The sequence below is a fragment of the Mycoplasma sp. 13536 genome, assembly GCF_055523495.1.
In genome coordinates this window covers 429,219-445,383 of sequence record NZ_JBVFVC010000001.1, presented here as the reverse complement: position 1 = coordinate 445,383, position 16,165 = coordinate 429,219, and the positions used below count along the sequence as shown (strand labels likewise).

The window sequence follows — 16,165 nt, the reverse complement described above, 5'->3', positions numbered from 1 at the left end:
AAACTGGCGGATTAAAATATAACAAAAAAGTTAGCATGAAATTTTTAAAAAATGGAGAAATAAAATATGAAAAAAGAACTACACTTTAAATCAAAAGATTTAACTATTCGCGAGTTTAATACAATGGAACAAAAAGGCAGAATTCAAACAAATCCAGAATTTCAAAGGGAATTTGTCTATTCGATAGAAAAATCATCAAGATTGATTGAGTCTGCGTTAATGAAAATTCCACTTCCAACAATTTATTGTAGCGAAGAAAAAAATGAAAAATTATTAGTGGTAGATGGACAGCAAAGAATTATGTCATTCTTAAATTTTATTAGAAATAAATATAAATTAAAAGGAATGGCAGTTTTTAGCGAATTAGAAGGGAAATATTTTAAAGATTTAGATGACAAGCTTCAAAATGTTGTAGAAGAGACTGATATTAGAACCATAGTTATTGATAAAGATTCAAATGATGTTAAATATGAGATCTTTGAAAGACTAAATCAAGGTGCTGTTACATTAAAAGAACAAGAAATAAGAAACTGTGTATATCGTGGATATTATAATTCAATGATTAACCAACTTGCTAAAAATCAAAATGTAGCAGTTATGTTTAAGTCAGAAAATAATAGAATGAATTATCAAGAGAAAATTTTAAGATTCTTTGCTTTAATTGATTTTGGATCATATAAACAAAGTATGAAAGTTCACCTAAATAATTACATGAAGGAACACCAATATGATGATGAAAAGCAAGTCCAACAAGACAAAGAAATATTTAGCAAAACTTTAAGTATTGTAAAAGAAGTGCTTGGCACTGATGCATTTGCTGCAGTTGATTATGATAATAAAAAAATATTAAATACATTTAGTGCAACTTTTTATGACTCAATAATGGTAGCATTTTCTTTATTTGATAGAAATAAGCTTATTGCAAAATCTGATATCATCCGTAAAGAGATTAATTATAAAAAACTTTATGATGATGAGTATCATAACGCTTGTTACGCTGCTAGTGGTTCAAGGGATAGGGTACTAAAAAGAATTTTAACTATAATACATTTAATATCATCAATAGTGGGAGATGACCCCTTTAAAAAAGATTCAAGAACTTTTGATACATATTTAAAACCACAACTTGCCGAAAACCAAAAATCTTTATGTGCTATTTGTCAAAATGAAATTCTTGATGTGAATGAAGGCGAAATAGACCATATCGTTCCTTATTCACATGGCGGGCAAACAAAATTTGAAAATGCACAGCTTGTTCACAAAATTTGCAATAGGCATAAAGGCAAGAACATAGATATTAAAAAACAGGAAATAGGGGAAAATAACAGTCTCACATATAACCTTAGTGAAAAGCCAAACCTAGCATTTACAAAAATTAAAATGTATACATTCAATGGTAAAACAATATCAATTAAAAGTTTCAGACAATTTTTCATAAGTCTAATGGATGAAATTAAGGATATAGTTCCAGGAAAATTTAATGAATTAGCTGATAGGGATTATACACTTACTAAGACATCCAAACCATATATTCGCCATTCTAGTTTTGGAATGCATGTTCCATACGAAATTCAAAATAAGGTATTTGTTGAAACATGTTTTAGTGCCGATAGAATAGTAAAATTAGCTAAAAATATATTAAAAGAATTCAACATTGATCCTTCAAGTGTAGTTATTTATTTAAAAAATTAAAACAAGTCTTTAAAACCTTTCAGAAAGTTAACATGAAATTAGACATGGAAAATCATTCAAGTACTTTAGGTTGATTTTTCCATGTCTAATTTACTATAGTTTATAATTCACTAAAATGTTAAAATTTTTATCTATTTTAGGGGCTAGTCTGCCCTTATCTCCACCAAATGAAATTTAATTCAAGCAAGCAAAAAGCTTGCTTATTTAACATTAACAATTAAGTTATTTAATATTTATATAGTTTAATTGTTAATGTATAATATATAAATTATTATAAAAAGGAGGTAATTTGGTATGTCACAAATAATAAATGAAGATATCTTATGGAAAGCTGCTGAAAAACTAAGAGATAAAGTTGATCCTGCTGATTATAAGAATATCGTTTTAGGGCTAGTGTTTTTAAAATATGTTAGCGATAAATATATCGCTAAATATAATGAATTAATTAAGTATAATGATGGACGCGAAGAAGATGAAGATTATTATACAGCTGAGCACGTTTTTATAGTACCTAAAGAATCATTGTGAAGTTATGTAGCATCACATTCCAAACAAGATAATTTAGGGCAAGTAATTGATAATGCATTTGTCTTACTTGAGAAAAATAATAACCAATTAAAAGGGATTTTGCCAAAAACATATTCAAAAAGCGATTTAGATAAAACTGCTTTAGGTGAATTAGTTGATTTTTTTACTAATAATTTAAATATGGAAGATGCTGATGGGGACTTTTTTGGTCAAGTATACGAATATTATGTTGGAGCTTTTGCTAAATATATTCCAACTAAAGGTGGTGAATTCTTTACCCCTAAATCAGTAGTTCAATTAATGGTTGATATTTTAGAACCTTATAAAGGCAGAGTTTATGATCCTTGTTGTGGCTCAGGCGGAATGTTTGTACAATGTTCTAAGTTTGTTAAAGAACATCAAGGTAAGATTGATAACATTTCAATCTTTGGTCAAGAATCAAATCCTGGAACCTGAAAAATGGCTAAAATGAATTTAGCCATTAGAGGACTTGAAGGAAACCTTGGTGATCGTAATGGTGATACATTTACCGACGATTTACATAAATCATTGCGGGCAGATTATATAATTGCTAATCCACCATACAACTTAAAAGAGTTTTGGAAACCTTCGCTGCAAGGAGATCCACGTTGAGTCTTTGGTAAACCATCTGAAAAAAACGGTAATTATGCTTGATTATCATTAATGTATGCAAAGCTCTCTCCAAAAGGAAAAGCTGCAATCTTAATGCCTAATGGAGCAACAACGTCTAATACCCAAGATGATTATAAAATTCGTAAAGCTATGATTGAATCTGGTAAAATTGATGCAATCTTAGCTTTACCTAATAAATTATTTGCCAATGTCAGCATTTCAGTGCAATGTTGAATCTTAAATAAAGATAAAACAAATAAAGATATTTTATTTGTTAATGCTGATGCAATGGGTAAACTAATTTCTCGTAAAATTAGAGTATTAGAAGATGATGATATAAACAAAATCCTTAAAGCCTATAAAGACTTTAAGTCTAATACTTTAATAGATCTTCCAGGTTTTTGTAAAAAAGCAACATTGGAAGAAATAATCGCCCAGGATTATAGTTTAAACCCTGGGCGATATGTTGGAGCAGATGAATCAAATAAATTATCTCCAGAAGAGATTAAAGAACAACTAAAGGTTGCATCTGCTGAATTATTAAAACTAATGAAGGAGGGCATGGAACTAGAAGAAAAAGTTAAAGAGATTTTAGAAGAAGAGATTAAATAAGATAGTGTTAACTATGTGGTTACGTTCATTATCAGAATGTATATTCAATTGAATGGAAAATAGTGCATCTTTGTTTATAGATTCAAAGATTGTTCCAGTTGAAGAAGTAAAGAATTTTTTTCTATTAGCCTTAAGAAGGTAGAAAAGATATTTTGATGATACCTTTGTTGGTTTAATCGAAGCAATACCTCTACCAATAGCAATTTTAGTATTAGCTATATTTAATTGGCCAACAGGTGCCCTTACAGAAAATAAGATGTCACCAATATCCGCTTCTTTATTCCAATCACTGGTTCAAATATCAAAATATGGATATGTATCACCAAATGTAGTGCTTCCTTGCAAAAATGGCAGCCCATTTTGGATTCTATTATATGAAGACGATTTAGGTGATTGTCCCATTGTTATTATCGATATATCAGATAATTTACATTTCATATTAATAACTCCAATTAGTGTTAACTATGTGTTGTTGGGTATTTAAATTTGGTAATTTTATTTCGACGTTTTCTAATATATTTGTAGTTAGTTCTTTCATAACAGCACCACTAGATATGGAACTAAAAAATTCGATTTTTGTCGAAAGTCAATAATACATATATTCGTTATTAAGTAGACCTGGATTACATGTCAATGATTTAAATCCCTGGCTTGTGCAAAGTTCAACCCCTGCAATAGCTAAATAGCCAATTGATGCTTTTGATGAAAGCAAAACAGTACCTTTAGGAACTAATGTAGTTGAACAACTATCATAACCTTCTTTAGTAATTAATTTATTGGATGTATAAATATATTTGCCATTAAATGATGATAAATCAGATGGGGTTATTCAGATAATATCACCATTTCAATATGCTTTATTTTTAGTAGATGGAGTTGAACCATTAATAATTTGTGCAATCTCTTTAATTTTATAAGTTCTCATATTATGAAACTAAAAGAAATATTAAAAATTTGTTATGGAAAAGATCAAAAAAATGTTGAAGTTGATTCAAGTGAAATACCAATTTTAGGGACTGGAGGAATAATTGGATATTCTTCAAAATACCTATATGATAAAGAATCAGTATTAATTGGAAGAGTAGGTACAATTGCAACACCTTTTTATATTAATAAACCTTTTTGAACTGTTAATACGTTATTTTATACTAAAATAGATGTTACAAAAGTTATTCCTAGATATTTATATTATTGATTATTAACAAAAAACTTAAATGTTCACAGGGAAGGTTCTGCAGTCCCTAGATTAACCAGAAAAAATTTAAATGAACTGGAGTTGACACTACCACCACTCAATACCCAACAACACATAGTTAACACTATCGGCAGTGTTGATGATTTGATAGAAAATTATCAAGAAAGAATCAAGATAATATGTAAGATCTTATCAGTATCATTGAAGCAGTTTAAAGAAAAAACGTTTATCAAAGACTATGATCCACAAATAATAAAATCTGGCATTGATAAATTTGATAATACAAAAATTTATATTAATACTTCGAAAGTAGATGGTATAAATACTATATCAGGCGGTGATTTAATTACATATGAAAATAAACCATCAAGAGCAAACATGACACCTATTAAAAATAGTGTTTGGTTTGCTAAAATGAGAGATTCAAATAAAAAAATAATTCTCACGGGTTATGATTTGGATATTGTTAAAAATTCGATCTTTTCAACTGGTTTTTTAGGTATTAGTGAATCTACCAAATTGCCAATTTCACTATTATCAGCAATAATTATTTCAAATGATTTTAATATTCAAAGAGATTTAAATTCAGTAGGGACAACTATGGCTGGAATCAATAACGAAACATTCTTAAAAATACTTGTACCAAAATTATCTGAAAATCAGATTGAAGAATATGATAAAAAATATAAATCATTTATTTATGAATTATCTTTGCTAAGACAAAAGATAAATAAATTCAAACAAATAAAACAACAATTATTAAATAAATATTTTTAAAATTTGGTACCTTCAATAGTGGAGGTACCAAATGAAAGATTTTAAAACATTTTTACTTCATCAAAATTTATCAAAAAATACAATTGATTCATATCAATTTGCATTAGATTTATACTTTAAATATTTTGATGAAATTAACAAACAAAACCTATTAGCTTTTAAAGCACTTTTAGTTGATAACTATAAAGGAAAAACAGTAAATTTAAGAATTCAAGGTATTAACAAATACCTTGAATATATTAACAAAGAAAAACTAAAACTAAAATTTATTAAATTGCAACAAAAAAGTTACCTTGAAAATGTCATTAGTGATGCAGATTATGAATTCTTAAAAAACAAATTACTTAAAGATCAAAATTATGAATGATATTTTATTGTAAGATTTTTAGGAGCAACAGGGGCTAGAGTTTCAGAACTTATTCAATTTAAATACGAACATTTAAAACGAGGTTATATAGATTTATATACTAAATCAGGAAAAATAAGGAGAATTTTTATACCTAAGAAATTGCGGATAAAAGCATTAGAGTATTATGATTCAGTTGATAGGGATACTGGTTATTTGTTTCTTAATAAAACAAAGAAACAAATAACCACCAGAGGACTCTCTCATCAACTAAAAGTTTTAGCTAAAAAATATAAAATGAATTTAAATGTTGTTTATCCTCATTCCTTTCGTCATAGATTTGCTAAAAACTTTTTAGAAAAAAGAAAAGATATATCCTTGCTTGCAGATCTCATGGGACATGAATCAATCGAAACAACAAGGATATACCTTAGAAAAACTAGCGAAGAACAACAAGCAATTGTTGATAAAATTGTTGACTGGTAAATCTAAAAGTATTTATTTAGAAGATTAGCTTTTATTTGCTTTAAAATGTTAATCTTCTTTTTGTTTTGAATTATTTGCTTGAAATATCAGTTTAATATTTGTTTTTCTTTATAGGATACATTAGCATAAACTAAGAAATTTATTGATTTTGAAGCATGCATTATTGTTGTTCCATATGTATGAATATCAATTATTTGTTTATTAATTTTGCTATTTATTTCAAAAAAGACTAAGCCTTTATCTTCATTAAGACAAATAAGTTTATATATACCAGAAGAATAGGCTCCAACTAGACCTATATTGTTTCGCCCTGGTGCTCCATCAAAAGCTACAAGTATATCTTCAAAATCTGCATATGTGCAATTATCCAAAGTATCAACAAATGTATTTCCCAAAGTTTTTAAATCACCAACTCTAATGTAATTGATTTTTCCAGGGTTTTTAGTTTCACTATATTTAGATGAACCAACCTCAAAGCCTTTTTGAAATTGAACAATATTAGTTAGGGGATATATTTTTGCTTTCATTTAAGTTATCAACAATACCCATATTCTTAATTAACTAGAAGTACTTATTTAATAAATGTTGTTTTATTTGTTTTAATTTTTCTATCTCGTTTTTTAATTTTAATTCGATATTTAAAATATTTTCCATACTTTCCTGATATTTAAATAATATATCCTTACTTAATAATGGCATTTTTATACCAATAAATGTTTTTTCATTTAGAGATGGTCTAGTTGATGCTTGTGATGATAAATATAACAAGTCTTTTATTTTCTTTTGTGATAGAAAATCTCTAATATATTCTATTTCGTAAAAATTTTTAGGAATAATTTTAAACAAAGCTACGTTAAATGCTCCTGCAATACCATATCTAACGGCCCCCGCATCTCCATATTTATCCATCATAATATCAGAAATACTGCATAAATGATTTCTTTTTGAGATTGGAATATATGTAAGATGTGCATCTGAGCTATAATCTCTGTTCTGGACAAATCTTACATATCCTGGAATAAGTTGATATACATGTTGCTCCTTAGGTGGTTGGGCACCATTTTCTAATTCGATGTGTTCTAAAATATCTTCTTTTAAATTAGATAATGAAGCATATTTCATGAATTTAATTCTGCGATATTCTTTGATTTTTAATATTATTTCCTGCTTTTTCTCTATCAAATCATCAACACTGCCGATAGTGTTAATTAACTAGATATTGTTACATATATGATATGTACACTTACATTGCATAAAATTACTCTTCTTTTTGATATAATACATAAGAACTATTTAATATAAAAATAACCTAATCCTATAATATTAAAAATATAATTTTACTTACACTAAATAATATAGAAAGTTACAATTATGATAAAAGAAAAAGACATTGAAATAAGTATTATATCTTTACTTGAACAAAAAGGTTATCAATGAATAACTATTGATAATGATCATTGAATCCAAACTAGAAATTTGGATGATTTTATTAATGAATCTTTATTAAGAGATTCATTAATAAAGATTAATAAAATTAATGATGATAATGTAATTCAGGAAGCTATAAATACTGTCAAAAACCTTGATAATCCTTCATTATTCGAAAGGAACTATGCATTTCATAAAATATTAGTTGATGGAATTACAATTGAATCAAAGGATTTTTTTGTAAATCCTTTGATTAGATTTATTGATTTTGCTAACCCTGAGAATAATACTTTTCAAGTTGCAAACCAAGTTAAATTCCAAGAGGGAAAAAGTATCAGAATCCCAGATGTTATTATTTATATTAATGGTATTCCTTTAATTGTGATGGAATTAAAATCATTTAATGAAGATGCTCAAGAAGCAACTTTAGAACATGCTTATGCACAACTTGGTTCTAATTCAGAACATGATGGTTATAGGTATGATATTCCAACTTTATTTAATTACAATTCTTTTTTAGTTATTTCTGACGGTATTGATACTAAAGTGGGTACTTTAACATCAAAAATAGATCGCTACAATGAATGAAAGAGTGTCTCAGGTGAAAAAGGTTATAATGATGATTATATTAATAAACTTGATGTTTTTATCAACGGTTTATTTGATAAAAACAGACTTATCGACATTATCAAAAATAACATTTTTTACATAATTGATAAAAATGATAAGCCAATTAAAATTATGGCTCAATACCATCAATATTTTGGTGTTAATAAAGCACTCAATTCAATTATAAAAACAGTTAAACCAAACGGAAATGGTAAAGCTGGTATTATCTGACATACACAAGGCAGTGGAAAATCATTTTCAATGGTAATGCTTGCACATAAATTACTAATTGAAAAAGAACTTAATGTTCCTACAATTGTTTTACTAACTGATCGAATTGACTTAGATATTCAATTATATAAAACATTTTTTAGTGCTAAAGATTATTTAAAGTGCGAGCCTGTAATTGCAAGTTCACGTGAAGATTTGGTTAAAAAACTTTCAAATATTAAACAGGGCGGGATTATTTTAAGTACCATTGCTAAATTTGATAAAGAACACTTACCAAAAAACAAGCGTAATAATATTATTGTTATGGCTGATGAAGCTCACCGTGGCCACTACGGAATTTATGAAACTGTTTCATATGAAAAAAATGCAGAAACAGAAGAGATGGAAGCAATTTTTAAATATGGTGTTGAGAAATATATTAGAGATGCTCTACCTAATGCAACATTTATTGGTTTTACAGGAACTCCAGTATCAACTAAAACAAAACAAACAACAGATATTTTTGGCGAAATAATTGATGCATATGATATGACCCAATCAATAATTGATGGTTCAACAGTTAAATTGTATTATGAATCACGGTTAGCTAAGGTTTGAACTAATGATGAGGTACTCAAAGAAATTGACCAATATTACAAAGATTTAGAAAATACGCAGCAAGCTGATGCAAAATCCATCGAACGTTCAAAAAATGAAATGTCTAAGATCAAACAAATACTTGAAGACCATGACATGATTAAAGTTTTTGCAAGTGATATTATTGAACATTATGAAAACCGTAAGGGAATTATTAATGGCAAAGCAATGATTATTTGTCAAACTAGAATAGCAGCAGCCAAACTATATAAAGAAATAATATCTCAATATCCAGTATACAAAGATAGCACTATCTTAGTTGTTACTGAGTCAAACAAAGACCCTGAAGAGCTAAGAAAATTATTTGGTAATAATGCATTGCGTAAAGAATTGGGTGACGAATTTAAAAAAGATACTTCTAAATACAAGATTGCAATTGTTTGTGATATGTGATTAACTGGTTTTGATGTACCAGATCTAGAAGTTATGTATTTTATTAAACGTTTAAAATCATATAACCTAATGCAAGCAATTGCCAGGGTAAACAGAGTTTACCCTGGAAAATCTTCTGGTTTAATTGTTGATTATATTGGCTTAAATAGTGCATTAGAAGAAGCCTTAGATCAATATACTCTTCGTGACAAAGAAAACAACATCCAAGATATTAAAAATGAAATATATGACGTTATCAAAGAAAAATTAAGTATCCTTAATGAATGGTTTCATAAATTACCAAAAGATAAATTCTGGGCCAAGGATTCTTTAACTAGATTTCGTGCAATTCAAGAAGGTGCACAATTTATCTTAGAAGATAAAGCAAAACGCGAAGATCCCTTTATGTTTGATTTATCACTTTCCTTAAAACAAGCATTTGTGGTTTGTGCCGGAATTGTTACCAAACAAGAAAGAAAAGACATTCTTTATTATCTAGCTATACGAAGTTATATTTTAAAACTTCGTAACAAACCTGGTATTATATCCACCAAAGAGATGAATGAATATGTATCGCAGTTACTAGCGGAAGCTATAAAAGGTGATGAAGTAAGATCATTAACAGCAGAGCAAAAATCATCATTTAATGCAATTGAATTATTAACAAAAGAAAAAATCGATCAACTACGTAAAAGCAATCCTCCCCATATCTTTGTCGAAATAGTGCAAAAGTTACTACAAAGAGCAATTGCTGAATCTCGTAGACACAATTACTTTAAATCACAAGAATATTCAAAAAGGCTCAGAAGAATTCTTGAAGAATACCATGGTCGTGATGCAAGTTTTACACCTGCTTTAACAATTTTACAACTAACTAATTTTGCCAGTGAAATGGTTGCTGATGAATACGAAGCACAAAAACTCGGAGTCTTCGGGCGTGAAAGGGCTTTTTATGATGCACTAGCACGGGATAAAGATGCTCTAGAATTACTTGGTGATGAGACATTAATCCTCATTGCTAGAGAACTCAAAGAAGTTGTTGAAGAATATGCACTAACTGATTGAGCGTCAAAAGAATCCACCCGCTCACAAATGAGGGTCAAAATTAAAGAATGTTTAAAGAAATATAATTATCCTCCACAATATCAAAAGTCAGCTATTAAAGATGTAATTAAGCAAGCAGAATATATAATGCTTGAGGATTAAAAGTCTAAAATATGTTATAATAAAACAACTTAATAATATTTAAATTATAGAAAAGGAAGGTTAATATGAATAATGATAAAGAAAATTTAATGCACAGAGATGAATTACATAGAAATTTATGAAAAGCAGCAAATGATCATCGTGGTCAATTAACAGGTATCGAACTAATGCCATATATTTTAGGTTTCATGTTCTATAGATATATTTCTGAAAACTTAACAAATTACATAAATAAAGATGAACATGATATAGGTGATATTGATTTTAATTATGAAAATTTAACTGACGAGCAAGCAAAAGAAATAAAAGAAGAAATAGTTAAGGATAAAGGTTTCTTTATCTTACCTTCTGAATTATTTGCAAATGTAGTTAAAAGAGCAACAAACAATCCAGATTTAAATATTGAATTAGGGGATATCTTTAAGAACATTTCTAAATCAGCAAGTAGTAATGAAAAAGCAAGTAGTAATTTCAATGGGTTATTTAATAATATAGACTTAAATGATGTAAAACTTGGCCAAACTGTAGAACATAGAAATCAATCTATAGTTAAGTTTTTAAATAATATTAAAAATATAAAATTTGGCGATTATAATGATATTAGTATTGATGTTTTCGGTGATGCATATGAATATTTAATTGGTATGTTTGCTGCAAATAGTGGTAAAAAAAGTGGTGAGTTTTATACACCACAAGAAGTTTCTGAATTATTAACTAAATTGTCTAGTGTTGGCAAAACTGAAATTAAAAATATTTATGATCCAGCTTGTGGATCAGGTTCATTACTATTACAAGCTATTAAAATACTTGGCAATAATAATATACAAGGATTTTATGGCCAAGAATTAAACTATACAACATACAACTTATGTAGAATGAATATGTTCTTACACAATGTAGGTTATGATAAATTTCATATTGCTCTTGGAAATACCTTAACAAATCCTCAATATTTTGCAAATGATAACGGTAACCAAATTTTATTTGATGTAATTGTTTCTAATCCTCCATATTCTGTTGATTGAGACGGTGACAAAAACCCACTTTTAATTAATGATGAACGTTTTTCTCCAGCTGGTGTATTAGCCCCAAGATCTAAAGGTGATTTTGCTTTTATTATGCATTCATTAGCATACTTGGATGTAACAGGTGTAGCATCTATTGTTTGTTTCCCTGGTATTATGTATCGTGGCGGAGCTGAACAAAAAATTCGTCAATATTTAATTGATAATAATTATATTGATACCTTAATCCAATTGCCAAGCAATTTATTCTTTGGAACATCAATTGCTACTACAATCATGGTCATAAAGAAATCCAAAGCCGATAATAATATTTTATTTATTGATGCAAGTAATGAGTTTGTAAAGGTAACTAATAGTAATAAGTTAACCCCAGAAAATATTCAAAATATTCTTAATGCTTTTGTCAAACGTGACGATATTGACTATTTTGCCAAAGTAGTTTCAAACACAGAAATTAAAGAAAATAACTATAACTTATCAGTTTCAAGTTATGTACAAAAAGAAGACACAAGAGAAAAAATTGATATTAAAACTTTAAATATGCAAATTGATCAAACAGTTAAAAAGGCAAATGACTTAAGAATAGCGATAGATCAAATTATTAAAGATCTTGAAAGTTTGAAAACTAGTTAGATATTTTAAAAATCAAACAATAATTACATTAGTTCAACAATTAAAAAATCTACTAAAACTAAATCGAAAAATACCACTATACTATTTGTGGTATTTTTCGATTTATAAAATATACAATTTTATGTATTGGGTGTTTAATAAAATTTTGCATGCTATATTTAATTATTACATAGTATCTTTATACTTTTCAATTAAATCAAGCAACTTAGGGATAACTAATTCTTTCCTTGTTTTGATATTAACAATTTGTTTGCTAAACCTAGATCTATTATTAAATATTTGATTTACATCATCGCCATATAATAGTTTTGAAGGACCTGACTCAAAACAATCTTTAACTATACTATATGTTTTTTCATAATTCAAATTTTCTTCTTTTGTTATTGTATCTAATTCTTTTTCTAGGTTTCTTGAAATATATTTATTTCATAGTTCTAAGATTTGTTTATAATCTAAGCTTTCTTCAGATTTATTTGAATTTAGTTCTGCAATAAATTCTTTAATTAAATCTTTTTTATTTCTTAATTCTGTGCTAGCATTTAACAACCTTTCAATTGATTTAAAAATATCACTTACATCAATTTCTTTTGGATCTTTGGCTTTTTCATAGTACTCAGCAAGGTTATTCATAATAAAATCAACATCAATATCATGTTCTTTCACTAATTCCATTTCAAAGATAATATCATCAAGAATACTTTCTTTAGGGTTTGAGTCTAGTTTTTTCTTTCATTCATCTTTAATATCTTGGTAATGGCTTAAATAATCTTGATGGTCTCGTTCACTCAAAATTTCTTTTCCTTGGAACTTATCAAAAGTTGCAAGTAGGTTTTTCATGTTTAAATATGCATTAAACCATTTTATGAAATCTTTTTGCTCTTGCTCTGAAACAATTGGTCATTTATCTAATGAAAATTTTTCTTGTAAGGCATTAATAATATCTAAATAACCTTCTTTGTAATTTCCCTCCTCATCTGTATATCCATTATAATATTCTTCAAACGTTTTTATAAGAGCTAGACCTAAAGCTTTTTCATCGCTAAATAAAGCAATAGCATCCTTAACTCGTTTTTCAATACGTCTAAAGGAAATAATATTACCATATGTTTTAATACTATTTAAAATCCGGTTGGTACGTGAAAATGCTTGTATCAAACCATGCATTCAAAGATTTTTATCAAGCCACAAAGTATTTAATGTTGTAGCATCAAAACCAGTTAAAAACATATTAACTACAATAAGGAGATCTAATTCCTTATTTTTCATTCTTAATGAGATATCTTTATAGTAATTTTGAAATTTATCACCTGTTGTGTCGAAGTTACAATTAAACATCTTATTATAATCCAGAATTGCATTGCTAAGAAAATCACGAGATGATATATCTAAATCATTAGTACTCTCGCTATTTTCTTCTGATAAAACTTGATTATTAACTTCTTCATTTGGAGCATAAGAATAAATCAAGCCAACTTTTAGTTGTTTTTCTCGCGGAAGGTCTTTTTGTTGTTTTTTAAATTCCTCATAGTATTTTTTGGCCGCTTCTATAGAAGCAACAGCAAAAATAGAGTTAAATCCTTTGACATATTGTTCTTGCTTTGTTTGAGCTTTTGTTGTAATTGAATATTTATAGCTTTTGCTTCGATATGTTTTTTGATCAAAGTGTTCAATAATGTAACTCACTATATTTGATATACGAACAGGATTTAATAAAACTGCTTCTTTGTCAATATCTTGCACATATTTTTCATCAATCTCACTTTTTTCTTTAACAGTATTGACATATTCAACTTTAAATGGTAAAACATTTTTATCTTCAATTGCATTCAAAACTGTATAGCTATGTAATTTTGGACCAAAGAGCTTTTGAGTTGTTCAAATTTTAATACCACCACTACCTGCAGCATTAGCTTCTAAAATTGGCGTACCTGTAAAACCAAACATATAGTATTTTTTAAAATTACTTTTAATTGCTTTATGCATATCTCCAAATTGAGAACGATGGCATTCATCAAAGATAATCACTACTTCATCATTATAAACTTTATGTCTAGGATATTTTTTGATAAAGTTGGACAATTTTTGGATTGTTGTAATAACAATCTGTGCACCATCATCTTCAAGTTGAGTTTTTAAAATTTTTGTAGATGAATTAGAGTTAGCGGCACCTTTTTGAAATTTATCATATTCAAGCATTGTTTGATAATCAAGGTCTTTACGATCAACCACAAACAAAACTTTTTTAATACTTTTATTTCCATTATTATCTTTTAATTTAGTAGCTAATATTGCGGTTTTAAATGAAGTTAAGGTTTTACCACTTCCGGTTGAATGTCAGATAAAACCACCTGATTTATCAGTGCCATATTCTTTATAATTTTTAGCCAACTTAATTTTATTAATAATTGCTTCAGTTGCCGCAATTTGGTATGGTCGCATGATTAATAATTTATTATTAACAGTAAAAACACAATATTTAGTTAAGATATTTAAAATGGTATGCTTTGCAAAGAATGTTTTGGTAAAATCAAATAAATCTGTGATTGTTTTATTTTTCTTATCAGCTCAAAATGAAGTAAACTCAAAGGAATTACTTGATGTTGCTTTTGGGTTTTTAATTGTTTGTGATTCAAGGAAATTATATCGGGTTGTATTAGAATAATATTTTGTATTTGTTCCATTTGAAATTACAAAAATTTGGATATAACGAAATAAAGAACTTTCATCACTCCAAAATGATTCACGGTGATATCTATTAATTTGGTTAAAAGCTTCTCTAATTGGAATCCCTCTACGTTTTAATTCAATATGAACTAAAGGAAATCCATTAACTAAGATAGTTACATCATACCTATTTTCATACTTTCCCTTAGTTTCATACTGGTTAATGACTTGTAGTTTATTATTGTGTATATCCTCTTTATCAATTAATTTAATATTTGCTTGGTGACCATTTTCAAAGCTAAAAGTTTTTATATAATCTTCTTGAATAGTTTTTGTCTCATAATAATTATAATTGTAATCAGTTTTCTTTATGATTTCTTGTTGAAAAAAAGTTTTTCATTCACTATCATTAAATTTGCAATTATTCAAATTTTCAATTTGGATTCTTAAATTTTTCACTAAATCTTCATTATTATGAATATTTAAATATTCATATTTTTGGTCTTGTAATTGTTTAATTAATTCGCTTTCTAATTGTGCTTCACTTTGAAATGATGTTTTTTTGCTTGTACTTGGTGTAAAGTCATCAACTAATGTTCATTCATCTGCTTCTATAATTATCTTCTTAGTTTTCATAATTCTCCTTAATGATTACATTTTGTTATTTTAATTTTTAAAGCTTATTAATTTAGGCCAGTAATATAAAATTTTCTATCAAGTTTTAAACTGCCAAGTATTTTTAATAATTTATACTTATATTTGAAATAAACTAGAATTTAGTTTTTTAATATAACAAAGCTAAAAATAGGTTATAAAACTTATTTAGTTTGCAATAATTGAAACATAATTAATCAATAAAACAACCCAAAAAAAACTTTAAAAATTAAATTGCTATCTAATTATACAGCATTACAAAAAAAGGTGAATTTTGTGTCCAATAATAAGTTAACGGTTTTGTTGGCTTCTAGGATCTTTTGACTCTATTTTAATAAAACTATATAAAACGTAGGGATATATATTATCTACATCATTTATATATTTTATATATAATGAATTAAAGGGTCACTTTTTAAATTCTTCCGTAAAGCGCTT

General features: G+C 27.3%; 11 protein-coding genes. 6 read left to right on the top strand and 5 right to left on the bottom strand.

The genetic code is table 4. From position 1 onward, the window contains the following. The first annotated feature begins 66 nt into the window (after positions 1 to 66). The gene (locus AC0B4N_RS01795; RefSeq protein WP_465102178.1) at positions 67 to 1,692 is read left to right on the top strand and encodes a GmrSD restriction endonuclease domain-containing protein; all 1,626 of its coding nucleotides are present in this window, start codon (positions 67 to 69) and stop codon (positions 1,690 to 1,692) included. A 294-nt stretch (positions 1,693 to 1,986) separates the two neighbouring features. Then, on the top strand, positions 1,987 to 3,465 hold the full coding sequence (locus AC0B4N_RS01790; protein ID WP_465102177.1) for a type I restriction-modification system subunit M: 1,479 nt from the start codon (positions 1,987 to 1,989) through the stop codon (positions 3,463 to 3,465). Here AC0B4N_RS01790 and AC0B4N_RS01785 read toward each other — a convergent pair. Both AC0B4N_RS01785 and AC0B4N_RS01780 read right to left on the bottom strand, forming a co-directional pair. Next, a complete protein-coding gene (locus AC0B4N_RS01785) occupies positions 3,445 to 3,903 on the bottom strand; it encodes a restriction endonuclease subunit S (RefSeq protein WP_465102176.1) in 459 nt (152 codons plus the stop codon). The genes AC0B4N_RS01790 and AC0B4N_RS01785 overlap by 21 nt on opposite strands. Position 3,904: 1 nt before the next feature. After that, positions 3,905 to 4,390, bottom strand: a complete 486-nt coding sequence (locus tag AC0B4N_RS01780) for a restriction endonuclease subunit S (protein WP_465102175.1) — start codon at positions 4,388 to 4,390, stop codon at positions 3,905 to 3,907. A 3-nt stretch (positions 4,391 to 4,393) separates the two neighbouring features. Between AC0B4N_RS01780 and AC0B4N_RS01775 the strand changes: the two genes are divergently transcribed. Further along, positions 4,394 to 5,437, top strand: coding sequence for a restriction endonuclease subunit S (locus AC0B4N_RS01775; protein WP_465102174.1), 1,044 nt, complete (start codon positions 4,394 to 4,396; stop codon positions 5,435 to 5,437). A gap of 31 nt (positions 5,438 to 5,468) precedes the next feature. Then, on the top strand, positions 5,469 to 6,269 hold the full coding sequence (locus tag AC0B4N_RS01770) for a tyrosine-type recombinase/integrase (protein ID WP_465102173.1): 801 nt from the start codon (positions 5,469 to 5,471) through the stop codon (positions 6,267 to 6,269). Positions 6,270 to 6,271: 2 nt separating this feature from the next. Here the strand turns inward: AC0B4N_RS01770 and AC0B4N_RS01765 are convergent, their stop codons facing one another. Then, complete coding sequence (locus AC0B4N_RS01765; protein ID WP_465102172.1) at positions 6,272 to 6,796, bottom strand: restriction endonuclease subunit S domain-containing protein; 525 nt, start codon at positions 6,794 to 6,796, stop codon at positions 6,272 to 6,274. 34 nt (positions 6,797 to 6,830) lie between these two features. Further along, the gene (locus AC0B4N_RS01760) at positions 6,831 to 7,451 is read right to left on the bottom strand and encodes a restriction endonuclease subunit S domain-containing protein (protein ID WP_465102171.1); all 621 of its coding nucleotides are present in this window, start codon (positions 7,449 to 7,451) and stop codon (positions 6,831 to 6,833) included. 189 nt (positions 7,452 to 7,640) lie between these two features. Here AC0B4N_RS01760 and AC0B4N_RS01755 point away from each other — a divergent pair, with 189 nt between their 5' ends. Both AC0B4N_RS01755 and AC0B4N_RS01750 read left to right on the top strand, forming a co-directional pair. Next, positions 7,641 to 10,751 carry a type I restriction endonuclease subunit R gene (locus tag AC0B4N_RS01755; RefSeq protein WP_465102170.1) on the top strand — a complete coding sequence of 1,037 codons (3,111 nt, stop codon included), beginning with the start codon at positions 7,641 to 7,643 and terminating at the stop codon, positions 10,749 to 10,751. Positions 10,752 to 10,816: 65 nt separating this feature from the next. After that, positions 10,817 to 12,409: a type I restriction-modification system subunit M gene (locus AC0B4N_RS01750; protein ID WP_465102169.1), complete on the top strand. Its 1,593-nt coding sequence runs from the start codon at positions 10,817 to 10,819 to the stop codon at positions 12,407 to 12,409. 165 nt (positions 12,410 to 12,574) lie between these two features. On the opposite strand, the gene AC0B4N_RS01745 is transcribed toward AC0B4N_RS01750, so the two are convergent. Then, complete coding sequence (locus AC0B4N_RS01745) at positions 12,575 to 15,709, bottom strand: type I restriction endonuclease subunit R (protein WP_465102168.1); 3,135 nt, start codon at positions 15,707 to 15,709, stop codon at positions 12,575 to 12,577. Positions 15,710 to 16,165 lie beyond the last annotated feature (456 nt).